The sequence below is a fragment of the Casimicrobium huifangae genome (assembly GCF_009746125.1).
In the GTDB taxonomy this organism is placed as follows: Bacteria; Pseudomonadota; Gammaproteobacteria; order Burkholderiales; family Casimicrobiaceae; genus Casimicrobium; species Casimicrobium huifangae.
Window position 1 is genome coordinate 386,505 of the sequence record NZ_CP041352.1, and the last position, 26,314, is coordinate 412,818.

A 26,314-nucleotide genomic window follows, 5' to 3' on the forward strand; every position below is an offset into this window, starting at 1 on the left:
CCAGGATGATCCCGCCTCTAGTAGCAGGCGATGCGCCCAAGGGCGAAAGGCAGTTGTTCGCCAAGCTGCGTGACGATCCCAAGACAGGGGACTGGCTGGTACTTCATTCCTTCGACATACGCCGACACGTTGCGCGGGCCGAAGGCGAGGCGGACATGCTAATCGTGGTTCCAGGCCAAGGCGTGCTCTGCGTCGAGGTCAAGGGATGCTGCGTAGTTCGAGAGGGCGGGCTCTGGAAGTACTCCTACGACCCACCCAGGACGTCCACGGTGGGCCCGTTTCGCCAGGCTAGTCAGGCCGGACACTCCATCCGGCAATACCTTGCGCAGAAGGATTCATCGCTTGGATCGCTGTTGTTCCACTCGGCAGTTCTCTTCACCGAAGTGGACTTCACCGAAAAGTCCCTTGAGTGGGAGCCGTGGCAGGTCATCGGGCGTAGCGACTTCGTGCGGCAGCCCATCTCCACGACCGTGACCCGCGTGCTGGAGGCGGCGCACTCCCAGTGCCGCTCTAGAAAGCCGGTGCCAGCCTGGTACGGAAGTCATAGTCGGCCATCTGTTCGGCAGCTGGACTCCATCCTCAGACTGTTGCGTCCGGACTTCGAATACGTGGTTTCCGGACGAAACGACGTGGAGCTTGCCGAAGCTGCAGTACGCAAGTTCACGGAAGAGCAGTTCGAGGCGCTCGATCATCTCGAGGACAACCACCGGGTGGTGTTCAAGGGACCCGCCGGAACTGGCAAGACGTTCCTCGCAATGGAGGCAGCCCGAAGGGCTGTGCGTGACGGGCAAAGCGTGGCGCTCCTGTGCTTCAACAGCCTTCTCGCAGCATGGCTGAAGCACGAGACCGCAGTGATTGCGCAGGAAGCGCAGGCGCGATCGCTGCCCTTCTACGTCGGCAGCCTCTCCGGGCTCATGCGCAGCGTTGCAGACATCGACGTTCCGCCAGAGCCCGACAGCAAATTCTGGGAGGCTGAACTTCCCATGCGGGCGGTGGATGCCCTGCTGGCCGACGGGCGCGGCACGCCGAGCTTCGATCTGCTGCTTGTTGACGAGGCGCAGGACCTACTGTCTGACGCGTATCTCGACGTCATGGAACTTCTGTTGGGCGGTGGTCTGGCAAGCGGCCGCTGGGCGCTGTTCGGCGACTTCGAACGGCAGGCGATCTACGCGGACAAGGGTGCAGCTCTGGGACTCGAAAGGCTCCGGAGCCGGACCGCGGACAGCGTTTCAACGTACCGCTTGCGAGTCAACTGCAGGAACGCAGTCAGGATCGCGGAAGCGGTCACCATTACCAGCGGACTATCCCCTGGATACAGCAGGGTTCTCAACGATGCGGAATCAGCGGACGTTGAACCTGTCTTCTACCGCAGCGCTTCCCATCAAGGAGAACTGCTGCTGGCGACCATCGCCAGACTCCTCACATCCTTTGCTCCGTCGGAGATAGTCGTGCTCTCCATGCGAGCCGACGCATCGTCGTGCGTCGCCCGGCTGGCACGTGAACAGGCCGGCTGGCACTTTGCTTCCTGTCGCGAAGAGGCGGAGGACGGAGTCTCGATACGGTACGCCAGCGTCCATGCGTTCAAGGGGCTGGAGGCTCCGGCCGTCGTGCTGACGGACATTGATGGCATCGGCGACGAGCAGGCCAAGTCCCTTCTCTACGTGGGCATGTCCCGTGCACGGGTCAGGCTGCACATCCAGATGAACGAGCGACTTCGTTCGAGCTATGACGCGATGCTGACGGTCGGCTTGAAGGCAGCGCTTGGGAGGTCTACCTGATGTCGCCCCTCGACAAGAACCTAGCGAACAGAGAGCAGATGCTCGCGCGACTGCGAGCGGAGATTGTCGGTCCGGATCCGGCGGGGAAGCCGGTATCACTTGGCGACAAGCAGGCCATGACCTGGGAGGAGTACCGGATCCCGCAGATGCAGGCGGACGGGCAGGAGATCGTCTGGCAGGACCCGCCGACGAAGCGATTCGGTGCTGGCATCTTGTTTCCGCTGGGCGCCACCGAAGAGGCGATCGTCAACGCGACCGAGGCGGACGAGGTGGTCCCGCTCACTTCACCCGATCTCGCGCCGCCTGGACAGCAGCCGGATGAAGAACTTGCGGCGAGGGAAAGGGCGCCATCGTATGGTGGACCTGCCGATGACGCAGAGGAAGAGGACGTCACACTCGCCAACGCCTTTCGCCCGTCCGCCATCGGACTCAGCTTCCTGGCCGATCTTGCAGCAGAAACCAACGGGATCGTCGTCGAATTGGTCAACGTCGGACGCATAGGTCTGGAGCGAACCGTCGAAAGTCCTTGCGGCTCGTACCTCCCGTTGACTCTCCATCTTGGAGGGGCGGTCGGTAAGCAGCCGACGCCACGCAAGGTGTGGCTGCGCAAGCCGGTACTTGATGACCAGGGCAAGGTGCCTGCGGTTTCCATCGCCGCCAAAGAGCTGCTCAACGCCGCCAAGCCCCTGCGGCACCCGATCGGACCTGCCGCCCTTGGTCTGGAACTTGTCGTAGTCTCGCGGACTTGGCGTTCGGCTCCAACCAGTGGGCATCGGCTCCTGACCGTGTCCGTCGCGAACAAGAAGAGGGCCAAGGAGACGGAACTTGATTCCCTGTGTCTGTTCCAGGCTGGAATCCGGGTCAGCGGTGCGAGCGGAAATCAGTGGATCGACGCGTATCCCGAGAACTTGATCGCGGATTTCCAGGACGATGATCCGCTTGCAGACGAGAACGTCAATCGTGTACTGTACAGGGAGAACCGGACCTTTGCCATCGGTCATGGATGTGGCGCCGACTGGATCAGTGGCCGCCCGCAACGTGTGACGACGGTGTGGTCGGATGTCCTCCCGGTATTCGAGACGCCAGCTACAAGCGCAGATCTGCAGATCAAGGGCCCCGGAGGCCGATCGCAGTCCCTGCGCGTCAGCATGCGTCTGCTGGCGGGCCTTCAGCCAGGTGATGACGGGCTTGGCGACGTCGACCGGTTGCTGCAGGAATACGAGGGCTGGATTGCTGCGCTTGACTCGAAGGTTGCCACCATTGCCGAAGGGTACCGGCCGACAGCGACTGAACTGATCAGGAAGTGTCGCGAGTGCGCTGCTCGGATTGCGGACGGGCTTTCGATCTTGCGACAGGCTGGCGCTCAAGGCGATGTGGCACGCAAGGCGTTCAGACTTGCAAACCACGCCATGCTGGTTGCGCAACTCCGGTCACGGCAGGAGCTGCGAGTGCCAGATCGCGACGCAAACAGCCGGCTGACGTGGTCCCGCCCGATCGCGGTGGTCGATCCCGCGGTTCCCAACGAGAGACAGGGCTTCTGGAGACCATTTCAGATTGCCTTCCTCCTCATGTCACTGCGGGGCATCTGCGACTCGAGCCATCCGGACCGGAAGGTGGTGGATCTCATCTGGTTCCCGACAGGTGGTGGCAAGACCGAGGCGTACCTCGGTCTGACGGCGTTCACCGTCTTCTTCAACGCGCTGTCGGGGACTGCCAATGGGGGCGTCGATGTCCTCATGCGATACACGCTGAGGCTGCTCACTGCCCAGCAGTTCCAGCGCGCAGCAACGCTGTTCTGCGCAATGGAACAGCTGCGTCGCTGGGACGTGGTGGCTCTTGGCAATCGGCCGTTCCGGATCGGCCTGTGGGTAGGCAGCGCGGCCACGCCGAACAAGCGTGACGATGCCGTGGAGAAGCTGAAGGCGCTGCAGCGGGACTCCGACGCCGAGAATCCCTATGTGCTTCTCAGGTGCCCATGGTGCGCGGCGAAGTTCGGACCGCATGAGGCAGCCTCATCGCCCGTTCAGCGAAAGGCAGGCCGCGGCCGCCAATCCTCGGGCGGACACGTCTACGGTTATGCAAGGGAGAGAGGACCGTCGGGAGACACCGTCGTCTTCAGATGCGGAGATCCCGGGTGCGAGTTCGGCGGCATGCCCGGTCCGGGAACGCCCCCACTCCCGATCGTGGTCATCGACGAGGATCTTCTCGATGCTCCGCCCAATCTGCTGATCGGGACCGTCGACAAGTTCGCGATGCTTGCGTGGACTCCTGCGGCGCGCAGCATCTTCGGACTGGATGACTCGGGTCGCCATCGCGGCGCACCGCCAACGCTGGTCATCCAGGACGAGCTGCACCTCATCTCCGGGCCGCTCGGCTCGATGGTTGGCGCCTACGAAACCGTCATCGAGGCGCTGTGTGTCGATCCTCTCGGGGGGATGGTCCTGCCGAAGATCGTTGCATCGACGGCGACCATCAGCCGGGCGCGTGAGCAGATCGCAGGGCTCTACGCGCGTTCAGGGGTCATGCTGTTCCCGCCTTCGGGCCTCGATGCAGCCGATTCCTTCTTCGCACGCGAAGCGGTCGACGACGATGGCAGACCCAAGCCAGGTCGGCTCTATGCCGGGGTGCTGGCACCCGCGCATACGTCGCTTCAGACTTCAGAAGCGCGGGTGTTCGCCACGTTGATGCAGCATGCTTCCCTGCTCGAGGGAGAGCCACGAGAACTGGATCCATGGTGGACATTACTCGTGTTCTTTAACTCCCTGAGAGAGCTCGGCGGCGCCGCAACGCTGTTCACTGCAGACACGCGCGAATACCTCAAGGTCATCCTGAATCGCCACGGTATCGACTACGGCAGGATCCGCCAGCTCTTCCATGTCGAAGAGCTGACCAGCCGGATCCGAGGAGACCACATCCCGCGCCTGCTGGAGCGACTCGAGGTCCCTGTCACGGTCCGGGAGGGAGCCGGCGCCGCTATACCCAGTCCGGCGCCTATCGACGCCTGCCTTGCGTCGAACATCATCGAGGTCGGAGTGGACGTCCCGCGTCTTTCGCTGATGGCGATCGTCGGACAGCCCAAGACCACGTCCCAGTACATCCAGGTCTCGAGCCGGGTTGGCCGGGACCTGGACAAGCCAGGTTTGGTGGTGGTGATCTACGGTCAGACGAAGCCCAGGGACCGCAGCCACTACGAGAGGTTCCGCTCGTACCACCAGCGCCTGTATGCGCAAGTCGAACCGACCAGCGTCACCCCGTTCAGCCCACCAGCAGTCGATCGTGCTCTCCACGGTCTCGTTGTGGCACTGGTACGACAACTGGGACGCAGAGGCCATGAGGCGGATACGCCCGACCCGTTCCCGCTGACTGCTGGCAGCGACCTGCGGCTGAAGGTCGAGGAAGTGATCCGTGATCGAGTGCGTTCCATTGCGCCCGATGAGGAGGCTTCCGTGATGGCCAAGCTCAAGCTCAGGCTCGATCAGTGGAGCGCCCGGAAGCCGGCCGAATACGGTGATTTCTCGAAGACGCCAGAGCACCCGCCGCTGATGCATCCTGCCGGGCGAACCGAGCTTGCGCAGTGGGAGGGTCGCAGCTGGGCAACAATGTCGTCCCTCCGCAATGTCGACGCGAGTTGCGAGGCGGATCTCACGGCTCAGTACAACAACATTCCCGAGGCAAACCAATGAGCCGCCCTGTCAGACGGTCGCAGGCCGTGTCCCCCTTCGGTGTGGGCGCGCTTGTGGACTTCCCCGGTCCGGTGTCCCTGATCCATGCCGGACTCGACGCGTGGCCTTTCGACGAGAGGAACCCGGCTCACCGCGAGTTCAGAGTTGACGATGAGCCGAGGCTTGCCAGGCGGCTCGGGGTCGACTTCTTCGTGCAGCCTCCAGACTTCAGGCAGGTCGAGAGAGGAGGCTCAGGAGAGGCAGTCAACCTTGGACTGAAGCTACCCTTCCTTCGCTTTCCACTGTGGCACTCATGCCCTCGCTGCGGTCGAATGTACGAGGCTAAGTACCACCATCGGTCTCCGCCGGAGTGTGAGGGGCCTATCGGAAGCGGAGCAGAGAAGGGCAAGGCGCACAAGAAGCGGCGCGCCATACAAGTCCGTTTCGTCGCCGTATGTCGATCTGGCCATCTTCGTGACTTTCCCTGGATCGAGTGGCTACGTCTCGATCGAGCTGACTGGGATGGCGTCAGGACTGACCGCTGGCTTCGCCTGTTGTCCACGGGATCTGCATCAATTGCCGGCGTCGTTGTCGTTGCAGAACGGCGCGACAGTTCCGGAGTCGTCGAGGTCGCGCGCGAGTCCCTCGCCGGTGCGTTCAGTGTCGAATCGAGCGGTGCCACAGCCTTCACCACCATCATCAAGCTGACATGCGACGGCCAGAACCCAGCGATTGGCCTCGGCGACGGCGGCGACGTTCCGATCGAGCCTTGCGGTCAGGACCTGAGGGCCGTGCTTCGTGGCGCGAGCAACCTCTACTTCGCCGACGTCCGGAGCTCGATTTACGTCCCGGAAGTGGAGGACAGCGGACTGCCTCAGGCCGTGCTGGATCTGCTCGAGGATTACGCACTGAGGCAGGAACTGTTGGGTGGAGCATTGGCATCGGAGACCGATGGAACCCTGAGTGTCAGGGCAGCGGGTGCGACTCTCCGTCGCCGCTATCCGGAGTCGGATGTCAGGGCAGAGGTTCTTGCGGCAGCAGTCAACAAGCACGCGCTGCACGAGATACTGACTCAACCACGACTCATCGCTACGACCCTGGTCCAGAAGGCGAAGACCGCAGTCGACGGAAAGGTCTCGGCGGAGATCCTCAAGGGTCTGATCGAGACTGCGCAGCCGGACTGGCTGATCGACCCGAATGTACTGGTGGAACCGGTGAATGCGTGGCTCAGGCGTCGCGAGGGTCTGGAGGCCGAGGGCGCACCGCAGCGCACGGAGGACGTCTCCGACAGGACCTACCGCGCAGAGGAATACCGCGCATTCAGTCGCGATGGTCAGGATGGGCTGCCGAAGGTCAATCTGCTCGTACGGAGCAAGCCACTCGATCGCTACAGTGATCTCGTCAGGAGGAACTTCTCGCGCGTGGCCCTGTTGGACAAGTTGCGCGAAACACGTGCCTTCGTCGGATTCAGCAGGATCTATGCAAGCTCGAACACCCCCCCGGCGCAACGCTGGAAGCTCATTTCAAGATCTCAGCAGAACTGGCTTCCAGCCGTCGTCGTCCGTGGCGAGGGCATCTTCCTAATGTTCAATCAAGAGCGCCTGGCGCAGTGGACCAGAGAGTTCGGCGAGGTGCACAAGGATCGGCTGCGTCAGGTCAATCTCAATCTACAGGCCCAGGCGCGCCGACGTCAGGTGCATGCCGATGACGCCTCGCCCGCCCTCGTGCTGCTGCACACCTTCGCGCACGTGTTGATTAGCCAGCTCGTGTTCGACTGTGGTTACGGCTCTTCGTCTCTGAGGGAGCGGATTTACTTCTCCGAGACGCATCCGCAGATGACCGGTGTGCTGATCTATACCGCCGCTGGGGATTCCGAAGGAACCATGGGCGGCCTTGTCAGGATGGGCGAACCGGGTCAGCTCGATCGAATTATCGCCAGGGCGCTCGACCGAGCCCGGTGGTGCTCAAGCGACCCCGTGTGCATCGAGAGTGCTGGACAAGGGCCTGACAACTGCAATCTCGCGGCCTGCCATTCATGTGCCCTACTGCCGGAAACCTCTTGCGAGATGCAGAACCAGCTGCTTGATAGGGGCATGCTGGTCGGGGTACTGGACCGCCCGGAGATTGGTTTCTTCTCATGATCGTCGGCTCAGGGATTGTTCGGCGCGAGGACAGGAGAAGTTTGCTGACGGCAGCGCGACGACAATCAAAGTGGAAAGCGAAGTTATTTCCAACAAGCTATACGCCACGTACGCGGTGTTAGGCGGATATCCGCTCGATCAGTATGTCCGGCGCTTGGCGTGGCAAAGGCAATAATGTACGTTCACACTAAGACACTTAAGTCCGATTCAAGTAAGCCATTTCATCGCAAGCGCCGCCAGCTCCATAACCTCAATGTCGCGATAAGGGTTCAGCACCAGCAGGTCGTCGTCGCTTGAGATGATCGCGCTGGCGTTCGCTGCCAGCGCGAGCGCAAGGAACTTGTTGTCCCTGCTGTCGCGGCAATCGTTCACCGTTTCGGTGACGGCGACCATCTGAACCACGCCAGCGTAGCGGCGGACAAATTCGGCGCGGTCGGCCGCTGCGCGGTAGCGGTCGAACTTTGGCCGGGAGAGAACCTCGACCAATTCCTGCATTGTGTCGGTGGACGCTACCGCCTGATGGCGAGCGATGGCATCGCGAAATGCCTGTGCGTGCGCGGACTGCGGATAGAGCAGCACGCCGACGAGCGTGCTGGTGTCGAATACGATGCGTTTAAGCGCGGAGCTCATGCACGAGGTCGGTGATTTCCTTCGTGCTCAGTTCCGGCGCGTTTGGCTCGACAAATCCTTCAGGCAGGCCGTCGAGAAATGCGCCCATGCGTTGCGCCGCGAGCAGACGCAAGGCTTCCTGACCCTGCGCATAGGGCAGGATCATCAGGGTCGGCCGCCCATGCTGCGTCACGGTCACGGGCTCGCCGCTCTTCACAATGTCAGCGATGCCGCCAAAGTTGTTTTGCACCGTACGTGATGCGAGCGTTTTCATTGCTGCGACCGGTTTGGATTGAGTTTGAATTATAGCTAATGTAGCTACATTAGCTATTGCCGCTACAGCTGCTTAATCCATGCAAGCAACTCACCACCGCTTTCGGGTCACGTGGCTTTGTGTATGCAATCCATAGGCGCTGGTCACAAGATCGCCACACCCGCAGCGATCGCAGAGCGACGCAACGCATCATCGAGCGTCGCCAGCGGCAGCGCCTTTCGCTGTGCCAGTTCGAGATAGCTGGCGTCGTAGCTGCTGAGCCCGTGTCGTTCGGCCAGTTGCAGCGCGTTGCTCCAGGTGAGCGCAACGCCTTCGGTATCCACGGCGATGGGTAGCGCGGCGATGCGCTGCGCTACCTGGCTGACGGCTTCCGCAGGGATGCGCTTGCGGCGAGCGGCGCCCAGCAGGACGTTGCAGACTTCCAACGGCCAGATTGCGGGTGCGACGGCGCCGGATTCGATCACGCGGGCCAGCAGCCCGTCGGTGGCCGGCGTGTGCTCGTCCTCAAAGCACCACGCCATGGTGACGGAGCAATCGATGACGAAGCTCATCGCCGTCCTTCGTCGCGCAACTCGTTCACGGTCACGCCGTCAAGCCGCCAGCCACGCGTCGCCGCGAGCAGCGCGTCGGCCGCGCGCTGCGCGGCGGCGCGGTCATGCCCGGCGTTGGCCGAGACGAGGCGCGCGACCGGCCGGCCGCGACGGGTGATGAGTACCTCGTCGCCTGCCTCCACCCAGTCGAGCAGGGTGCCGAGTTTGTTCTTGGCCTCGAAGGCGCCGATTTCATGTTGGGCAGGGATGCTCATGGTGGTTTCGTACAGTTCACAGCTCTATTGAGCTAGATTGTAAGCTGGTTTATTGAGCGGGTGTTCCGCTCTGCCTGGGTAGTGCCAAGCACATATATCCAAAACAATATAATATGCGAATGAAGCCCGTACAGTTCCTTGGCGACTCGCTGAAGCGACTCCGTGAGTTCCCGGCAGACGCGAGGCAAGATGCAGGTCGCCAACTTGATCGTGTTCAGCGTGGAAAACAGCCCGACGACTTCAAGCCCATGTCGTCTATCGGCAAAGGCATTCAAGAAATTCGGGTTTGGGACGACGCTGGCACCTTTCGCGTGATTTACACAGCGCGGTTGGCGGATGCGGTTTATGTGTTGCATGCGTTCCAGAAGAAGACGCAGGCAACCTCCAGACGAGACATCGAAATCGCGAAAGCCAGATTTGCAGAATTGATGAGAGGTTTGACATGAAATCGCCACAAGCTGACCGTTTCGCGAGTGTTTGGGATGCGATCGCAGACACGCCGGAAGAGGCTGCCAACCTTCGCTTGCGCTCCGAATTGATGGACAAAATCTCGGAACTGATCGCAACCAGTGGTTGGACCCAGTCGGAAGCTGCGGCACGATGCGGTCTGACCCAGCCGCGAATCAGCGACTTGTTGCGTGGGCGTATCTCGCGGTTCTCTCTCGATGCGCTCGTGAATATTGCGTCCGCGCTCGGGCAGCGCGTGCATGTGGAGCTGGAAGCGGCGTGATCAAACAATCCCGTTATTCGTTCGCCACGCGATAGATTTACGGGATTGTTTCGCGGGATGACAGCATGCCAATGGCTTACCCAAGTACGACCGGCTGCTGAACGGGCTTCTGCCGTTGAGGTACTGAATAGCTGTCAGCCGATCCCCGCCAGCAACTCATAACTCCGCTTCCGCGCCGCATGGTCGTGCACGGCGCCAGTGATGATCAGTTCGTCTGCTTGCGTCTGCGCGACGATGTCGCTGAGGCGGCCGCGGACGGTGGCGGGTGCGCCGACGGCGGTGACGGTCAGCATTTGCTCCATGCCGGCGCGCTCGGCGGGCGAGCCCAGCGCGTTCATTTCGGCAACCGGGATGGGGTGCGGCAACGGGCCGCGCTTGCCGGTTTGCATGCCGAGGAATCGCTGTTGCAGGGACGTGAAGAGATACGCCGCTTCGTCGTCGGTGTCTGCGCAGATGACGTTCACGGCCACCATCGCATGCGGTTTGGTGAGCGCGCCGGGCTGGCCGTTCGGGCGGAAGCGTGCGCGATAGATCTGCAGCGCCTGCTTCAGCATCGCCGGTGCAAAGTGGGACGCGAACGCGAACGGGTAGCCCAAGTGCGCTGCCACCTGTGCGCTGTAGAGACTGGAGCCGAGCAGCCAGATCGGCACGTCACATCCGATGCCGGGAATGGCGCGCACCGGGCGGCGTTCATCGGGCGGCGGCTTGAAGTATTCCGCGAGCTCGACCACGTCGCCAATGAAGTCATCTTCGCTCTGTGTTGCCAGCGTGCGGCGCAGCGCGCGCATGGTCATCTGGTCGGTGCCCGGCGCGCGGCCGAGGCCCAGGTCGATGCGGCCGGGGTACAGCGTGGCGAGCGTGCCGAACTGCTCGGCGATCACCAGCGGCGCATGGTTAGGCAACATCACGCCGCCGGAGCCGACGCGGATTGTCTTCGTGCCCGCCGCGAGATAGCCGATCAGCACCGACGTGGCGGAGCTGGCCACGCCGTCCATGTTGTGATGCTCGGCCACCCAGTAACGCTGGTAACCAAGTTGTTCGGCATGTTGAGCGAGATCGAGCGAATTGCGCAGCGCGTCAGCGGCGCTGCCGCCTTCGACGATCAGGGAGAGATCAAGGATACTGAGAGGAGGGAGTGCGGCCATGCCGATACTCTACCCGCTCCGCAAAAACCGCACGTCAGTCGGGGTCACTCGTCCCGACACCCAGCCGCTCGATCATCGCATCCAGCGCCCGGTAGGTATCGTCGGTGAATGCCTTGCCCAGTGCCGATTCGATCTCGGCGTACACCGCCTCGATTTGCGGCGCCATGGTTTGCGCCAGCTTGCGACTTTTCGCAGTGAGTGACACGGTGACGCGACGCTGGTCGCCTGCCACCGGGGACTTGCGGATCAGGCCAAGATCGTCCATGCGGGCGAGGATGCCAGCCAGGCTTGGGCTGGAAATACCGCACAGGGCAACGATCTCGCGCGGCTCGCGCGGACCCGTGTCGATCAGCGCCCGGACGATGCGCCACTGCTGCTCGGTCAGTCCGTGCGCGTTGAGGATGGGCCGGAAGCGCGCCAGCACCGCCTCGCGCGCGTGCAGCAGCAGCAGCGGCAGGTTGCGGTGGTGAATGGGGCGGTCGGCAGGCATCGGGGCAATCGGCAATCGGAACGGTGGATTGACAGTGTCGAGAACGTAACGCTATATTACTCACATATTAGTAATCAGGCAATGGCGATCATGCTTACCGCTTTGTCCATCGACATGCCCATGCGCCCGTGGCGGTTGAGCGGGACGGTTTACGGCACGCTGCTCAATCACGTGCCGGCGCTGGCTTCGCTTGGCGACGCTGCGAATGCCGCGCCATACAAGGCGGCGCCGAAGGCCCCCGTGCTGTTTGTCAAGCCGCGCAATACGCTGCTCGCACCCGGACAGCCGGTATGTGCGCCGGATGGCGACGGTGTGTGGCAGGTCGGTGTGTCGCTGGGCATTGTGATCGGCCGCACTGCCTGTCGCCTTGCTGAAAGCGACGCTGCCAGCGTCGTCGCTGGTTACACGATGGTCGTGGATTTCAGCGTGCCACACGAGAGCTTTTATCGTCCGTCGGTGCGCTTCAAGGCGCGAGATGGTTCGTGCGCTATTGGTCCGCGGGTGGTTGCGGTTGCGGAGACTGAATCGCCCGACGACCTCGCGATCACGGTCGCGGTCGATGGCGCGCTGGTGCAACAGGCCAGCACAGCGAACATGATTCGCCCGGTCACACGCCTGCTCGCGGACGTGACCGACTTCATGACGCTGGCACCCGGTGATGTGCTGATGCTCGGTGTGCCGCACGGCGCGCCACTGGTGCGTGCGGGGCAGCGCATTCGCGCCGAGATCGCGGGCATTGGCGCTTACGAAACGGTGATCACGGCGGCCACGGTGCAGGAGGCCGCATGAGAACTGCGCGCGTTGCCTACGGCGGGGCGATTCACACAGCGTATCCGCACGAGCGCGGCGTTCAGCTTGCGGACGGCCGCGTGCTGGCTGACGCTGACGTGGTGTGGCTGCCGCCGTTCGAGGTGGGCACCATCATTGCGCTGGGCCTGAACTACAGCGACCACGTCAAGGAGCTGTCGAAAGAGCTCACCATCACCACCAAAGACGAGCCGCTGGTGTTCCTCAAAGGGCCGGGCGCCGTGATCGGCCATCGTGGCTTTACGCGGCGGCCAGCTGGCATGAGCTTCATGCATTACGAGTGCGAGCTCGCCGTCGTTATCGGCAAACCGGCGTACAAGGTGCGCGCGGCCGATGCGATGCAGCATGTGGCGGGCTACACCGTGTGCAACGACTACGCCATCCGCGACTATCTCGAGAACTGGTATCGCCCCAACCTGCGCGTGAAAAACCGCGACACTGGCACCGTGCTGGGTCCGTGGCTGGTGGATGCGGAGGATGTGCCGCATCCGCATGATCTTGCCCTGCGCACGCTGGTCAACGGCAAGGTGACGCAGCAGGGCCACACCGGCAACATGATCAACGACATCCCGGCGCTGATCGAGTATCTCAGCGGTTTCATGACGCTCGCGCCCGGCGACGTGATCCTCACCGGCACGCCGGAGGGCGTCGTCAACGTGAATGTTGGCGACGAGGTTGTCACAGAGATTGACGGCATCGGCCGTCTTGTCAACACCATCGTCGGCGACGAAGCGTTCGGCCGTTAATCCTCGAATTCTGGAAGCATGCACATGCAGATTCAGCACCTCATTAACGGCAAATCACAGACAAGCCGCGACACCTTCGAAACGGTCAACCCTGCCACGCAGGAGACGCTGGCCGAAGTCGCTCGCGGCGGTGCAGACGAAGTGAACGCCGCCGTTGCCGCCGCTAAGGCCGCCTTCCCGGCGTGGGCGTCACGTCCGGCCGTCGAGCGCGCCAACCTGATGCGCAAGCTGGGTGACCTCATCGCGAAGCACGTCCCGGAAATTTCGCAGACGGAGACGAAAGACACCGGGCAGGTCATCGCACAAACCGGCAAGCAGTTGATCCCGCGCGCGGCCGACAACTTCTACTACTTCGCCGAGATGTGCACCCGCGTGGATGGCCACACCTACCCGACGCCGACGCACCTGAACTACACCCTGTTCCACCCGGTCGGCGTCTGCGCGCTGATCTCGCCGTGGAACGTGCCGTTCATGACGGCCACGTGGAAGACGGCGCCTTGCCTAGCTTTTGGCAATACGGCTGTGCTCAAGATGAGCGAACTGTCGCCGCTGACTGCCGCGCGCCTGGGCGAGCTGGCGCTGGAGGCAGGCATCCCGGCAGGCGTGCTCAATGTGGTGCACGGCTACGGCAAGGAGGTGGGTGAACCGCTCTGCGCCCATCCGGACGTGCGCGCCATCTCGTTCACTGGCTCCACCGTCACCGGCAACCGCATCGTGCAGGCGGCGGGTCTCAAGAAGTTCAGCATGGAGCTGGGCGGCAAGAGCCCGTTCGTGATCTTCGACGATGCCAATCTCGACCGCGCGCTTGATGCCGCCGTGTTCATGATTTTCTCCAACAACGGCGAACGCTGCACGGCAGGCAGTCGCATTCTGGTGCAGAAGTCGATCTATGCAGACTTTGTGCAGAAGTTTTCCGAGCGCGCGCGCCGTATCACCGTGGGCGATCCGCTCGACGAGAAGACCATCGTCGGCCCCATGATCAGTCAGGCCCATCTGGCCAAGGTGAAGAGCTACATCGAGCTCGGCCCGAAAGAGGGCGCGACACTGGTCTGCGGTGGTCTCGACCGGCCATCGTATGCACCGGAATTGCCTGCCACGATGGGCAAGGGCAACTTCGTGTGGCCCACCGTCTTCGCCGATGTCGACAACCGGATGAAGATCGCGCAGGACGAAATCTTCGGCCCTGTCGCTTGCCTGATCCCGTTCACCGACGAGGCCGAGGCGATCCGCCTTGCCAACGATATCCAGTATGGTTTGTCGAGCTACGTGTGGAGCGAGAACCTTGGCCGCGCTCACCGCGTCGCGGCGGCAATTGAGGCCGGCATGTGCTTCGTCAACAGCCAGAACGTGCGTGACCTGCGTCAGCCCTTCGGTGGCACCAAGGCCAGTGGCACTGGCCGCGAAGGCGGCACCTGGAGCTACGAAGTCTTTCTTGAGCCAAAGAACGTAGCGGTCAGCCTCGGCAGTCACCACATTCCGCACTGGGGCGTGTGATGGACCGTCGCGCTGCGCTCTCAGGTTTGTCGGCAATCGGCGCGCTGGCGGCCGCTGGTGTGTGGTCGCGCAGCGCCGCTGCACAGACGGCAGACTGGCCGGCAAAGCCGGTGCGCATCATCGTGCCATTTCCACCGGGCGGCACGACGGACCTCGTGACGCGACTGGTGGCAACCGAGCTCGCCAAGGCCATTGGTCAATCGGTGATCGTGGAAAACCGCCCCGGCGCCGGCACCGTGATCGGTGTTGATGTGGCGGCGAAAGCGCCTTCCGATGGCTACACGTTTGTCACCGTCGCCAACAGCTTCTGCGCCAATCACACGCTGGTGAAGAGCCTGCCTTACGACACGCTGCGCGATCTGCGACCGGTCGGCCTGATGGGTATGAGCGAGCATGTGCTGGCGGTGCATCCGGGCAGCGGGCTGCGTACGGTGGCCGACCTTGCCGCTGCGGCGAAAAAATCACCCGGCAAACTCACCTATGCGTCGTTCGGCAATGGCACCTCGGCCCATCTTTCCGGCGCGATGCTGGAACACGCGCTCGGCGTGCAGTTGACGCATGTGCCTTACAAGGGGCAGGCGCCGGCCCTCAACGATCTGCTCGGCGGGCAAGTGACGATGATGTTCGGCAACTGGCCGGAATTCCGCCAGCACGTGAAAGCTGGGAAGCTGATCGCGCTCGGCATGGCCACAGCAAAACGTTCGGCGCAGGCGTCGGAGATCGCCACGCTGGCCGAGCAGGGCGTGGCGCTGGAATCCAACTCATGGAGCGGCGTGCTGGCGCGCACGGGCACCTCGGACGCCGTCGTTGCGAGGGTGAACGCCGAGATCAACAAGGCACTGCTATCGCCAGCGGTGACCAAAGCGTTCGCCGATGGCGGCATCGTATCTCTCGCGGGATCGCCCGCACAGTTCGGTGCGTTCATTCGCAGCGAAATCGACAAATACGCCGACATCATTCGCCGCGCCAACATCACAGCGGACGCCTGAGGAGCAAGTATGGGAAAGCTGGCACTGGTCGCCAAGATCACGCACGTACCGTCAATCTATCTCTCCGAGCTGGACGGTCCGCGCAAGGGCACGCGGCAGGATGCGATCGACGGCCATCGCGAAATCGGTCGTCGCTGTCGTGAGCTGGGGGTGGACACGATCGTCGTGTTTGACACGCACTGGCTGGTGAATGCCAACTACCACATCAACTGCGCGCCGCACTTCAAGGGCCTCTACACCAGCAACGAGCTGCCGCACTTCATCAGCAACCTGCCCTTTGAGTTTTCGGGCAATCCGGCACTGGGCAAGATTCTGGCGAAGACCTGCAACGAGATGGGGGTGGAGACGCTGGCGCATGACGCCACCACACTCGACCCGGAGTACGGCACTCTGGTGCCGATGCGCTACATGAACGCTGATCAGCACTTCAAGGTGGTGTCGGTCTCGGCGATGTGCACCGTGCACTACCTCAACGACAGCGCACGTCTCGGCTGGGCCATGCGCCGAGCAGTGGAAGAGCACTACGACGGTACTGTCGCCTTTTTTGCCAGCGGCAGTCTCAGTCACCGCTTCGCGCAGAATGGCCTGGCGCCGGAGTACGCGTTCAAGATCTGGAGCCCGCTGCTCGAATCGCTCGATCACAGCGTGATTGACATGTGGAAGCGCGGCGAGTGGAAGAAGTTCTGCGAGATGCTGCCCGAATATGCGGTCAAGGGACACGGCGAAGGCTTCATGCACGATACTGCGATGATGCTGGGCGCGCTCGGCTGGTCCGGTTACGATGGACAGGCGGAGATCATCACGCCCTACTTCGGCGCCTCGGGCACTGGGCAGATGAACGCCGTGTTGCCGGTCACCGCGAACGACGGCAGCGCGATTCCAGCGGCGCAGGCCTCAGCGGCGCTAGGCTATCAGGCGGTCAGCCGACTTTGACCGCTTGTACCCCTCCCCCTTGAGGGGGGAGGGGCAGGGGAGAGGGTGAACGCAGCCGAAGAGCAATATCGATTTCTTCCGCAGCAGCCCCCTCTCCCCAACCCCTCCCCCACGAGGGGGGAGGGACTCACTTTGATACTCAAACACCATCAGTCTTGTTGCAATGCCTCACCTCGTCATCCTCTACACCGGCAACCTCGACCTGCCTGCCGCGCAGGGCGGTAGTGACATGAAAGCGCTCTGTCGTAAGCTTGCTGACACGATGCTGGCAGTGCGCGACGAACAGGGCAAACAGGTGTTCCCCACAGGGGGCACGCGCGTACTCGCGTTCCCGGCGGCACACTATGCGGTGGCGGACGACGGCTCGGCCGGACGCAGCGCAGGTGGTGACGGCAACTACGCCTTTGTGTACCTGAATCTGCGCATGGCCAAAGGCCGCAGCGCCGCCGTGCATGAAGCGGTGGGCAAGGCAGTGGAGGCCACCACCAAAGCGCACTTCGCCGAGCATCTCGCCACACGCCACATCGGCATTACCTTGCAGATTGACGAAGGGCACGAAGTGTTCGATGCCAAGAACAGTTCGCTGCATCCGCTGTTTCAGCCGAAGGCTTGATCGTGCTGGCTTCTGACCTCACACAGTCGCTCGCGCGCCAGCTCTACGACGCACGCAAGTCGCGCACGCAACTCCGGCACTTTTCAAAGCAGTATCCGCAGATGACCATCGAGGATGGCTATGCCATCCAGCGCGAGTGGGTGAAGCTTGAACTTGCCGATGGCCGCAGCATCAAGGGCCGCAAGATCGGCCTGACTTCACGCGCCATGCAGCAGGCCAGCCAGATTGACGAGCCCGACTACGCGCCGCTGATGGACGACATGTTCTTTGCGGCGGATAGCGACCTGCCGCTAGAGCGTTTCATCGCGCCGCGCGTCGAAGTCGAGCTGGCGTTCCTGCTGGGTAAGCCGTTGAAGGGACCCGATGTCACGCTGGATGAGGTGCTGGCCGCGACCGAACACGTTGCTCCGGCAATCGAGATCATCGACGCCCGCATCGAGCAGTTCGACCGCGAAACGAAGGCGATGCGCAAGGTGTTCGACACCATCAGCGACTTTGCCGCCAACGCTGGCATCATCGTTGGGCCCGGTCGCGCGCGGGTCAGCGAGATCGACTTGCGCTGGGCGGGCGCGATTCTCAGCAAGAATGGCGTCGTCGAGGAAACCGGCCTGGCCGCTGGCGTGCTCGGCCATCCCGCCATCGGCGTGGCGTGGCTCGCCAACAAGATCGCGCCCTATGGCGAGCAGTTGAACGCGGGCGATGTGGTACTCGCCGGTTCGTTCACGCGGCCGGTAAATGCTGTTCGCGGCGACTCGTTCGAGGCAGACTACGGCGCACTCGGCAGTTTCAGTTTCAGATTCGTATAGATCCGTTTCAAGGAGGACCCCGCATGATCCCGACGTCCAACCCGTTCAAGGAAGCCATCAAGGCCGGCAAGCCGCAGATCGGCTTCTGGCTCATGCTGGCGAGCCCCTATGCCACCGAGATCTGCGCGAGCTGCGGGTTCGACTGGGTGCTGATTGACGGCGAACATTGCCCCAATGACGTTCCCCTGATGGCGGCAAGCCTGCAAAGTGTTGCGGGCTATGGCCCGCAGGCGGTGGCGCGGGTGCCGATTGGCGACTCGACGCTGATCAAGCAGTACCTCGACATCGGCGCGCAAACCATTCTGGTGCCGATGGTTGACACCGCCGAGCAGGCGGCCGACATGGTGCGCGCGATGCGCTATCCGCCACACGGCATCCGCGGCGTCGGTGCCGGCAGCGCCCGTGCGTCGCGCTGGGGCGCCATCCCGGACTATGTGAAGAAGGCGAACGACCAGGTCTGCCTGCTGGTGCAGGCCGAGTCCAAGACGGCGATCGACAACCTCGACGCGATTCTCGCGGTGGAAGGCGTTGATGGCGTGTTCTTTGGCCCGTCCGATCTCTCGGCGTCGTTGGGCTACATCGGCAATGCGGCGCATCCCGAAGTGCAAAAGGTGATTGAGGACGGCATCCGTCGCGTGCGCGCCGCGGGCAAGGCGCCCGGCATCCTCACCGCCGACGAAACACTGGCGAAGCGCTATCTCGAACTCGGCGCGCTGTTTGTCGCAGTTGGCATTGACGTCAACCTGCTGACCAAGAACGCCCGCGCACTGGCGCAGCGCTTCAAGACGGCCTGAGTCGCCTGCCAGTCGATGACGACCCTTTCATTCACGCGCCCGTCACGCTTTGGTGCCGAGGAGTGGGACGCCCGCGTGCAGCTCGCGGCCGCCTATCGCATCTTCGCGATGCTGGGCTGGAACGAGCTGATCTACAACCACATCTCGCTGCGCGTTCCCGGTGAGCCGCGGCACTTTCTGGTCAACCCGTTCGGGCTGCATTACACCGAGGTCACGGCATCCAATCTGGTGAAGGTGGACGTTGACGGCAACATCATCGGCCACAGTGACTGGCCGATCAACCCGGCCGGATTCACCTTCCACGGTGCCATCCACGCCACGCACCCGAGCGCGCACTGCGTGATTCACGTGCACACCACGCCAACGATGGCGGTGTGCTGCAGCGAAGACGGCCTCTCGTTCACCAATTTCTATGCCGCGCATCTGTGGGGCAAGATCGCGTATCACGATTTTGAGGGCATCACCGTGCATCGCGATGAGGGCGCGCGCATTCTCGCCAGTGCGGGTGACAAGCCGGTGCTGCTGCTGCGCAACCACGGCCCGGTCGCGATCGGGCAGACGCTGCCGATGGCGTTCAGCTACATGTGGGTGCTGCAACGCGCCTGCGAAGTGCAGCTCGCCTCGTCACAACTGGGCAAGCTGCGCGCAATCCCCGAGCCGGTGCTGGAGAAATGCGTCCGCGACGCACTGAACTTTGACCCGAAGTACGGCGCCGGAGCAGACTCGTTTGCCGCGCTGCAGCGCCTCGTGGATCGCATTGACCCGGGATATCGGGCGTAGCGACGTTTGCCCAAAAACAAAACGGCCGGATAACCGGCCGTTTGTCTTTGCGCTACCAGAGCAACCGGGGCGATCAGCCCTCGATCTCTTTGCGCATCTGCTTCATCGCCTTTACTTCAATCTGGCGGATACGCTCAGCGCTTACGCCGTATTTGTCGGCGAGCTGCTGCAGGGTTTCTTCCTGATCTTCAGCCAGCCAGCGGCGGGTGATGATGTCGCGTGAGCGGTCGTCGAGCTTGACGAGCGCGCGCTTGAGGCCTTCGCTATGTACGCGGCCCACTTCTTCGGCCTCGATCACTTTGGCCGGGTCAGCAACATCGCTGTCGGCCGCCAGATAGGCGACTGGCGCGACGGCTTCGCTTTCGCTGTCATCCGGCGTACCGTCCATCGCGATGTCGCGACCGGACAGCCGCATGTTCATCTCGAACACTTCTTCCGGCTTGACGTTCAGCTCTTTCGCGATGCGCTTGGCTTCGGCTTGGGTGAGCGGATGCTCGCCCGAGCGCATGGCGCGCAGGTTGAAGAACAACTTGCGCTGCGCCTTGGTCGTTGCGACCTTGACCAGACGCCAGTTCTTCAGGATGTATTCGTGGATTTCGGCGCGGATCCAGTGCAGCGCAAAGCTCACCAGACGCACGCCGCGCTCCGGGTCAAAGCGGCGCACGGCTTTCATCAGGCCGACGTTGCCTTCCTGAATCAGGTCACCCTGCGGCAGGCCGTAGCCCATGTAGTTGCGGCTGACGCTGACCACCAGGCGCAGATGGCTCATCACCAGCTGGCGGGCGGAATCGACGTCCTGCATGTACTTCCAGCGCAGGCCGAGCTCCTGCTCCTGCTCGGGTGTGAGCAGCGGGTATTTGTTGACGGCGGTCACGTACTGGTCAATGGTGCCCAGCGCGGACGGAACCGGAAAATTCAAAGTGGCGGTCGGGTTGGACATTGCAAAATTCCCCTAAACAAGTGCCGTCTGCCTGATTGCGCGGACGGCGCGCCGTGTATCTCTACCCCCACGAGGGGGCGGTCGTGCAAGCAACGATCGCTTGCCGAGCCCGCCGAGCCGAACCGGTGTCTCCACCGGCGTCGCCCGAGTGCATCAGGTGACTGATTTGCACACCATATTAGCACTCACCATATGAGAGTGCTAACAATTGTATTTAGTTCCCGACTTTTTTGCTCGGGATTACAAAATATTCCGGTGTGAGCGCACGCTGACGTCGTGAAGGCTACATGGCGGGCGAGACACATGCCCCTTTGACGCCGGAGGAGGCAAGCTCATTACACCGATTCATCGGCGCGGTCGTCGTTTCGTCGCAGAAATCCGGCCTGGTCGGTCTGATCGAGGCTCGCCTGAGCATTGGCTTTTCTTGGAAAGCCCTATGTAAATAGGGCTCGAAGCCTCAAATCATCGAAAGTCGATAACTGCCTGAATCAGCACTTGAGCCCAACACCGGCAGGGGCTACGTCAAAAAGCTGCTCCTGCCAAGCGCGTCAATTCCGCCGCTGCAGGTAGCGATCGAGAAACAGCGTCTGTGCGGCGAACAGGTAGTCCACGTTCGACTTTTTGGTGAAACCGTGCCCTTCGTCCTCGGCCAGCACGTACCAGACCGGCGTGCCATTGCCGCGCACCTTGCGCACGATCTGCTCCGCCTCGGTGACAGGCACCCGCGGATCGTTGCGGCCGTGGCTTACCAGCAGCGGCACCCGGATCTTCTCGGCGTGGCTCAGCGGCGAGATGGCATCGAGGTAGCGCCGCATGTCAGGCTCGCGCTCGTCGCCGTACTCGGCACGCGCCAGATCGCGGCGATAGGTTTCGGTGCCTTCCAGTAGCGTCACAAAATGCGAAATGCCCGCAGAATCGATCGCCGCCACCAGTCGTGGCGCATAGGCCACGCTGCTGGCCAGCGCCATGTAACCGCCATAACTGGCCCCGACCACGGCAACGCGGGTGGGATCAAGATCGGGCTGGGCGTGAATCCAGTCGAGCAGCGCGCCGATGTCCTTCACCGAGTCTTCGCGCTTCTTCTGGTTGTCGGCTTCCATGAAGCGGCGCCCGAAGCCGGCCGAGCCACGCACGTTCGGGTAAATCAGCGCATAGCCGCGCTCGTTGATCCAGAAATTGGCGCGGCCCCGGAACCCCGGACGCGCCAGCGATTCCGGCCCACCGTGAATGGAAATGATGACCGGACGCTTGCCGGGAAACTCGCGCGGATTGGGCCGGTGCAGGAAGCCGGTAATGATCATGCTGTCGAAGCTGCGCCAGGAGATCGCCTCCGCCTCGACAAACGGCCGCCTGACGCCACCGACCGCCGAATGCCCGGTCCAGCGGGTCACGATGTTGTGATCGGTATCGAGGGCAAACACCTCGCCGGGCGAATCGGCCGATTCGATCGACAGCGCCAGATCGCGCCCGTTGCGGTGCCAGCTCACTGCGGTGATGACACCCGGCGGCAGCGCCGGCACCGTCAGCGGCTTCAGATCGCTATCGTAAAGCTTCAGTTTGGTGCTGCCGGCGACGTTGGCCAGCACAGCGATGCGCTTGCCGCCCTTGGCCACCGACCAGCTCTCGATGTCGAAATCAAAGTCGCGGGTGATCCACTGCCGGTCGCCACTGCGAACGTCAACACGGGTCAGGCGCGCGAAGTCACCGTCAAAGCGCTTGCGGTAAAGCCAGCGGTCGGACGCGTTCTCATCACCGCTCTCGTAGTCGCTGAGCTCACTGCGCTTGCCGGTCGCCATGTCCAGCGACCACAGCTTGGCGCGGGTGCCGGACGCAACCTCGGAGAGGATCAGGCGGTTCTCACGGTCCAGCCAGCGCAGCACCCGCCAGCCGGCGCCGGCGAGCGTTGCCAGCTTGAAGCGCGCCTCCGGCTGCATCGGATCAATGGCGTAGACATCGACCACCGCCTGCGCGCGACGGCCATTGCGGTCGAGCGGGCGCGAGGTCACGACCATTTTGTCCTGCGCGCTATTCCACGGCCCCGGCGAGTAGAACTCGCCAGCGGGGGTCAGCGGCGTCTCGGCCAGCGTCTTCGGGTCCAGTCGGTAAAGCTGGGTCGCCTCGTCGCCCGAAGAATCGCGGGTGAACAGGATGTAGTCTCCGCGCCGCGGCTCGAACAGCGCATCGCGCACCGGATCGCGACCGCGGGTGAGCTGGTGCGGCTTGCCCATCGGATCGGTGAGCAGGAACAGTTGCGCGGTATTCCCCGCGCGTCGCATCACCAGCATCTCCGGCGCGGACGGATGCCAGCTCACAAAGCGGGTGATCGAAAAATCGCCATAGGGGGCGATCTCGCTCGCCAGTGAGGCCGGCACCGGCGGCAAGCCATCGACCCGCAGCGCAGCGGGCGGCGCCAGCACGGCAGTGGGCGTGCCATTACCGGCGGGTGGGGGCTGCGGCGGTTGCGCCTGTGAGCCGCCTGGCGCAAACAGCAACGCACCGACCGCGAGTGCGGGGGCCAAAATCAGCCGCATACAATGGTTCGCGTGAACGACGCGCCCGTACCTCCTGAGTTCAAGACCGCCGCACCTGCGGGCGATCCGTTCCCGTCTACTGGCGGGTTGCTCAAAACGAGCGCGATTGTGCCAGAACCCATGCCGGACGGGGCTTCCCGCGCGAAAGCTGTCGCCAGTTTGCGACAAATCCGGACCTTGCCGGATCATCTGGTCAATCAGATCGCCGCCGGCGAAGTGATCGAACGGCCCGCAGCGGCACTGAAAGAATTGCTGGAGAACGCGGTCGACGGCGGCGCACGTGCCATCGACATCGAGCTCGCGGGCGGCGGCGCTACCCTTATTCAGGTCAGCGACGACGGTCGCGGCATCGAGCCCGAGCAGCTGCCGCTGGCCATCGCGCGGCATGCGACATCCAAGATCGCCAGCTTTGACGATCTCGAATCAGTCGCCAGCTTTGGTTTTCGCGGTGAAGCACTGGCTTCAATTGCCTCGGTCGCGCGGCTGGCGATCACCAGTCGCACCCAGCGCGGTCACAGCGCCTTCCGGCTGAAGACGGAGGGCGGCACCAGCGATGCAGCAGAACCGGTCAGCGCGCGACTCGGCACCACCGTCACCGTCGCCGAGCTGTTCTTCAACACGCCGGCGCGGCGCCGCTTCCTGAAATCCGAATCCACCGAATACGCGCATTGCCTCGACGCCGTGCGCCGCCTCGGTCTGGCGCGCAGCGACATCGCCATCCAGCTCAGTCATAACAATCGCGCCGTGCTGCGCTGGCCGGTGCAGGCGTGGCCGGCGCGGGTGGCGGCAGTGCTGGGCGATGAGTGGCTGGCGGCGGCGACTGCCGTCGAGGCCGACGGCGGTGTGCTGGCGGTACAGGGCTTCGTGCTGAAGCCCAACAGCGCGGTGCCCAACCGCGACGCGCAGCATCTGTTCGTGAACGGCCGCTGGGTGCGCGACAAGGTGGTACTGCACGCTATCCGCGATGCCTTGCGCGACCAGATGCACGGGGCATCAGCACCGGCCTTCGTGTTGAAGCTGACGCTCGACCCGCGTGCGGTGGACGTCAACGTGCATCCCGCCAAGACCGAGGTGCGCTTCCGCGACTCTCAGGCGGTGCATCAGTTTGTGCGGCGAGCGGTGGAACGTGCCATGAGTGGGGCAGCGGGGAGTCACGCCACCAGCGCTGATGCACCCGTGGCAGAGGGCGCCGCGTCAGTATCGGCGGCAGCACAAAAACTGTTTGGCGATCGCGTTGCGGCGGCGTTCGCGCGCGCCGCTGACGGCGCCGAGGCCGCGTCGCGACCGTACCCAACGCGGCCCACTGCGTTCGACTTTGGTGTTGCCGAACGAGCAACGCAATATTTCTTTGCGCCGCCGGAACCGGCAGCCGCATCAAGCGTGACGGCGCGGTTGCCTGCAACGGAAAACGCACCGACGCTGCCAGCGATCGAACATCCGCTCGGCTTCGCGCTGGCGCAACTGCACGGCGTCTACATCCTCGCGCAAAACAGCAACGGTCTCATCCTCGTCGACATGCATGCCGCGCATGAGCGCATCGTCTACGAAGGCCTGAAAGCGCAGGCCGGTGCGGCGATGGCAACGCAGCGGCTGCTGATTCCGAGCGTGGTCAGCGCCAGCGAGAAGGAAGTCGCCGCCGCCGAGACGCATCGCGAAACGCTGCAACAACTGGGCTTCGATGTCAGCTTGGGCGGCCCGCGTTCACTGACCCTGCGCAGCGTGCCCACGTTGCTGGCTGATGCGGCGCCGGAGGCGTTGCTGCACGGCGTGCTGGCGGAACTGGACGAACTTGGCGTCAGCGCTGCCATCGAATCGCGCCGCGACGAACTGCTGTCCACCATGGCCTGTCACGCCGCCGTGCGCGCCAATCGCGCGCTGACCATCGCCGAGATGAACGCCCTGCTGCGCGAAATGGAAGCCACCGAACGCGCCGGCTCCTGCAATCACGGCCGCCCGACGTGGTACCAGCTCACCCTGCGTGAGCTGGACGCGCTGTTCATGCGGGGACGCTAGTGGTCACGGCGGGCGCGTAGGCTGAAAGCTGCCTGACGGGCGGCAGCAATTGTTCAGCGGTGAGTACCGGGTAAGTCCACTGCGTGGATGAGACGATTTCCACCACACTCATGCCACACTCGAAGCAGGCTTGCCGATGCAGCAATTGCAGCGGATCAATGCGATGAGTGGTTACCCACTGTTGGCGCGTGCTGATGATGCGATTGAGCACCGGAGACACCGCGGCGCGGACCGCTGGCGTGCGCGCGCGGAAGAAAACAATCGCGGCGGCCGTTGCATGCACGGGATCGAGAAGCTGTTCGCGAGCGGGCTCATGCCAAAGCGAAATCAAATGATCAGCACCCGACTCCGACGCTGCCAGCGCCGCTTTGCGCCAGAACGTTGTAGCGAAAGAACGGCGTTCACCGTGCCGCTTCAAGGACCGCACGCCAGCAGGCAATCTTGACGGTGAACTCATGTCAAGGTGGGGGCTTTGCAAGTCATGCGCGGCGAGCAGCAATGCGAAGTCGTCGCCGATCAAAGACGCTTGCGTCGACAACCGTTGTTCGACGTCGATCAGAATCCCGCCCAGTCGCTCGCCGCAATCACTGTCGCGCGCAAGACCAGCCAACTGGCGAAACCATTCATGCAGGGCGGGCAATCCCACTGCCCGTGAATGATCGTAAGCGCCTTCACGTACAACCTGCTGGCACACTCGCCAGAGCACCGGGGACAGAAGCGCCAACGTATTCTGCTCGGCTTGCTCGCGCGCGACCACAGCAGCTGATTTCACCGGGGTGAACGCACGCAAGGTTGAAGTAGCCATCACATCGGCCGGCGGCAATGCGGTGGGGGCGTCGTAGCCCAGCGTGTGACGCAACAGCTCCGCGTAACGTATCAGCGTTGGGTCATCCGCCCGTCGGCCGAAGCCGCGCACGGTCGCCCACAAGTGAAGCAGCACGGTAGTGGATTTCAGCCCCAGCGATTGTTGCCAGCGGGTCATCCGCTTCTGCATCGCCTCGTAACCCAGGGACAACTCGAAACAGACGGCTTTAACGCTGTCGCCGCGTGCCACACGATCAAGCAACCGCTTGTCGTCGCCGGAGAGCCCGGAGGTGAATTTGCCCCAGCGGGCAGCCGCGCGCGCAAGCTCAATATCGGAAAGCATGGCGGGCGAAGACGTATCTTGATGCGACCGGCTATACATGAATTGTTCGATTGCGAAAGGCGCTTGTTCCAAATTATGCGGTAAGCC

Annotated in this window: 24 protein-coding genes; 15 read left to right on the top strand and 9 right to left on the bottom strand. The window is 63.1% G+C overall.

The window, feature by feature from the left end; translation table 11 throughout:
* Positions 1-5: 5 nt before the first annotated feature.
* The 3 genes from FKL89_RS01765 to drmB are packed head-to-tail and all read left to right on the top strand — an operon-like array spanning position 6 to position 7,581.
* The gene (locus tag FKL89_RS01765) at positions 6-1,778 is read left to right on the top strand and encodes a nuclease-related domain-containing DEAD/DEAH box helicase (protein WP_272953721.1); all 1,773 of its coding nucleotides are present in this window, start codon (positions 6-8) and stop codon (positions 1,776-1,778) included.
* A complete protein-coding gene (locus FKL89_RS01770) occupies positions 1,778-5,461 on the top strand; it encodes a helicase-related protein (RefSeq protein WP_156861008.1) in 3,684 nt (1,227 codons plus the stop codon). The genes FKL89_RS01765 and FKL89_RS01770 overlap by 1 nt, the downstream gene beginning before the upstream one ends.
* Positions 5,458-7,581, top strand: coding sequence for a DUF1998 domain-containing protein (drmB, locus tag FKL89_RS01775; protein ID WP_156861009.1), 2,124 nt, complete (start codon positions 5,458-5,460; stop codon positions 7,579-7,581). Before FKL89_RS01770 ends, drmB begins: the two co-directional genes overlap by 4 nt.
* Positions 7,582-7,788: 207 nt before the next feature.
* Here drmB and FKL89_RS01780 read toward each other — a convergent pair whose 3' ends face one another.
* The 4 genes from FKL89_RS01780 to FKL89_RS01795 all read right to left on the bottom strand — a co-directional run bounded on the left by FKL89_RS01780 (position 7,789) and on the right by FKL89_RS01795 (position 9,269).
* Complete coding sequence (locus tag FKL89_RS01780; RefSeq protein ID WP_156861010.1) at positions 7,789-8,211, bottom strand: putative toxin-antitoxin system toxin component, PIN family; 423 nt, start codon at positions 8,209-8,211, stop codon at positions 7,789-7,791.
* Positions 8,195-8,464 carry a type II toxin-antitoxin system Phd/YefM family antitoxin gene (locus FKL89_RS01785; protein WP_156861011.1) on the bottom strand — a complete coding sequence of 90 codons (270 nt, stop codon included), beginning with the start codon at positions 8,462-8,464 and terminating at the stop codon, positions 8,195-8,197. Before FKL89_RS01785 ends, FKL89_RS01780 begins: the two co-directional genes overlap by 17 nt.
* 143 nt (positions 8,465-8,607) lie before the next feature.
* Entirely contained in the window at positions 8,608-9,015 is a 408-nt protein-coding gene (locus tag FKL89_RS01790; protein WP_156861012.1) for a type II toxin-antitoxin system VapC family toxin, read from the bottom strand.
* Entirely contained in the window at positions 9,012-9,269 is a 258-nt protein-coding gene (locus FKL89_RS01795) for a type II toxin-antitoxin system Phd/YefM family antitoxin (protein WP_156861013.1), read from the bottom strand. Before FKL89_RS01795 ends, FKL89_RS01790 begins: the two co-directional genes overlap by 4 nt.
* Positions 9,270-9,388: 119 nt before the next feature.
* Here FKL89_RS01795 and FKL89_RS01800 point away from each other — a divergent pair, with 119 nt between their 5' ends.
* Both FKL89_RS01800 and FKL89_RS01805 read left to right on the top strand, forming a co-directional pair.
* Positions 9,389-9,715 carry a type II toxin-antitoxin system RelE/ParE family toxin gene (locus tag FKL89_RS01800; protein ID WP_156861014.1) on the top strand — a complete coding sequence of 109 codons (327 nt, stop codon included), beginning with the start codon at positions 9,389-9,391 and terminating at the stop codon, positions 9,713-9,715.
* Entirely contained in the window at positions 9,712-9,999 is a 288-nt protein-coding gene (locus tag FKL89_RS01805; RefSeq protein ID WP_156861015.1) for a helix-turn-helix domain-containing protein, read from the top strand. The genes FKL89_RS01800 and FKL89_RS01805 overlap by 4 nt, the downstream gene beginning before the upstream one ends.
* A gap of 134 nt (positions 10,000-10,133) precedes the next feature.
* On the opposite strand, the gene FKL89_RS01810 is transcribed toward FKL89_RS01805, so the two are convergent.
* A complete protein-coding gene (locus FKL89_RS01810) occupies positions 10,134-11,144 on the bottom strand; it encodes an LLM class flavin-dependent oxidoreductase (protein WP_156861016.1) in 1,011 nt (336 codons plus the stop codon).
* 34 nt (positions 11,145-11,178) lie between these two features.
* Positions 11,179-11,634 (bottom strand): homoprotocatechuate degradation operon regulator HpaR, encoded by a 456-nt coding sequence (gene hpaR, locus FKL89_RS01815; protein ID WP_156861017.1) that lies wholly within the window; start codon positions 11,632-11,634, stop codon positions 11,179-11,181.
* A gap of 90 nt (positions 11,635-11,724) precedes the next feature.
* Between hpaR and FKL89_RS01820 the strand changes: the two genes are divergently transcribed.
* The 9 genes from FKL89_RS01820 to FKL89_RS01860 all read left to right on the top strand — a co-directional run bounded on the left by FKL89_RS01820 (position 11,725) and on the right by FKL89_RS01860 (position 19,596).
* Positions 11,725-12,423, top strand: coding sequence for a fumarylacetoacetate hydrolase family protein (locus FKL89_RS01820; RefSeq protein WP_238363458.1), 699 nt, complete (start codon positions 11,725-11,727; stop codon positions 12,421-12,423).
* Positions 12,420-13,187: a fumarylacetoacetate hydrolase family protein gene (locus FKL89_RS01825; RefSeq protein WP_156861019.1), complete on the top strand. Its 768-nt coding sequence runs from the start codon at positions 12,420-12,422 to the stop codon at positions 13,185-13,187. Before FKL89_RS01820 ends, FKL89_RS01825 begins: the two co-directional genes overlap by 4 nt.
* A 24-nt stretch (positions 13,188-13,211) precedes the next feature.
* A complete protein-coding gene (hpaE, locus tag FKL89_RS01830; RefSeq protein ID WP_156861020.1) occupies positions 13,212-14,681 on the top strand; it encodes a 5-carboxymethyl-2-hydroxymuconate semialdehyde dehydrogenase in 1,470 nt (489 codons plus the stop codon).
* A complete protein-coding gene (locus FKL89_RS01835; RefSeq protein WP_156861021.1) occupies positions 14,681-15,670 on the top strand; it encodes a tripartite tricarboxylate transporter substrate binding protein in 990 nt (329 codons plus the stop codon). Before hpaE ends, FKL89_RS01835 begins: the two co-directional genes overlap by 1 nt.
* Before the next feature lie 9 nt (positions 15,671-15,679).
* Positions 15,680-16,603, top strand: a complete 924-nt coding sequence (hpaD, locus tag FKL89_RS01840) for a 3,4-dihydroxyphenylacetate 2,3-dioxygenase (RefSeq protein WP_156861022.1) — start codon at positions 15,680-15,682, stop codon at positions 16,601-16,603.
* Positions 16,604-16,766: 163 nt separating this feature from the next.
* Positions 16,767-17,216, top strand: coding sequence for a 5-carboxymethyl-2-hydroxymuconate isomerase (locus FKL89_RS01845; protein ID WP_156861023.1), 450 nt, complete (start codon positions 16,767-16,769; stop codon positions 17,214-17,216).
* A 2-nt stretch (positions 17,217-17,218) separates the two neighbouring features.
* Positions 17,219-18,022: a 2-oxo-hept-4-ene-1,7-dioate hydratase gene (gene hpaH, locus FKL89_RS01850; protein WP_156861024.1), complete on the top strand. Its 804-nt coding sequence runs from the start codon at positions 17,219-17,221 to the stop codon at positions 18,020-18,022.
* Positions 18,023-18,045: 23 nt separating this feature from the next.
* Positions 18,046-18,816, top strand: coding sequence for a 4-hydroxy-2-oxoheptanedioate aldolase (gene hpaI, locus FKL89_RS01855; RefSeq protein ID WP_156861025.1), 771 nt, complete (start codon positions 18,046-18,048; stop codon positions 18,814-18,816).
* Positions 18,817-18,831: 15 nt separating this feature from the next.
* Entirely contained in the window at positions 18,832-19,596 is a 765-nt protein-coding gene (locus tag FKL89_RS01860; RefSeq protein ID WP_156861026.1) for a class II aldolase/adducin family protein, read from the top strand.
* A gap of 73 nt (positions 19,597-19,669) precedes the next feature.
* Here FKL89_RS01860 and rpoH read toward each other — a convergent pair whose 3' ends face one another.
* Positions 19,670-20,536, bottom strand: a complete 867-nt coding sequence (gene rpoH, locus FKL89_RS01865) for an RNA polymerase sigma factor RpoH (protein ID WP_156861027.1) — start codon at positions 20,534-20,536, stop codon at positions 19,670-19,672.
* A gap of 548 nt (positions 20,537-21,084) precedes the next feature.
* Positions 21,085-23,067: a S9 family peptidase gene (locus FKL89_RS01870; protein WP_162527357.1), complete on the bottom strand. Its 1,983-nt coding sequence runs from the start codon at positions 23,065-23,067 to the stop codon at positions 21,085-21,087.
* Between the two features lie 120 nt (positions 23,068-23,187).
* Between FKL89_RS01870 and mutL the strand changes: the two genes are divergently transcribed.
* On the top strand, positions 23,188-25,080 hold the full coding sequence (mutL, locus tag FKL89_RS01875; protein WP_156861029.1) for a DNA mismatch repair endonuclease MutL: 1,893 nt from the start codon (positions 23,188-23,190) through the stop codon (positions 25,078-25,080).
* Here the strand turns inward: mutL and FKL89_RS01880 are convergent.
* On the bottom strand, positions 25,064-26,227 hold the full coding sequence (locus tag FKL89_RS01880) for a hypothetical protein (protein WP_238363459.1): 1,164 nt from the start codon (positions 26,225-26,227) through the stop codon (positions 25,064-25,066). The genes mutL and FKL89_RS01880 overlap by 17 nt on opposite strands.
* Positions 26,228-26,314: the final 87 nt, after the last annotated feature.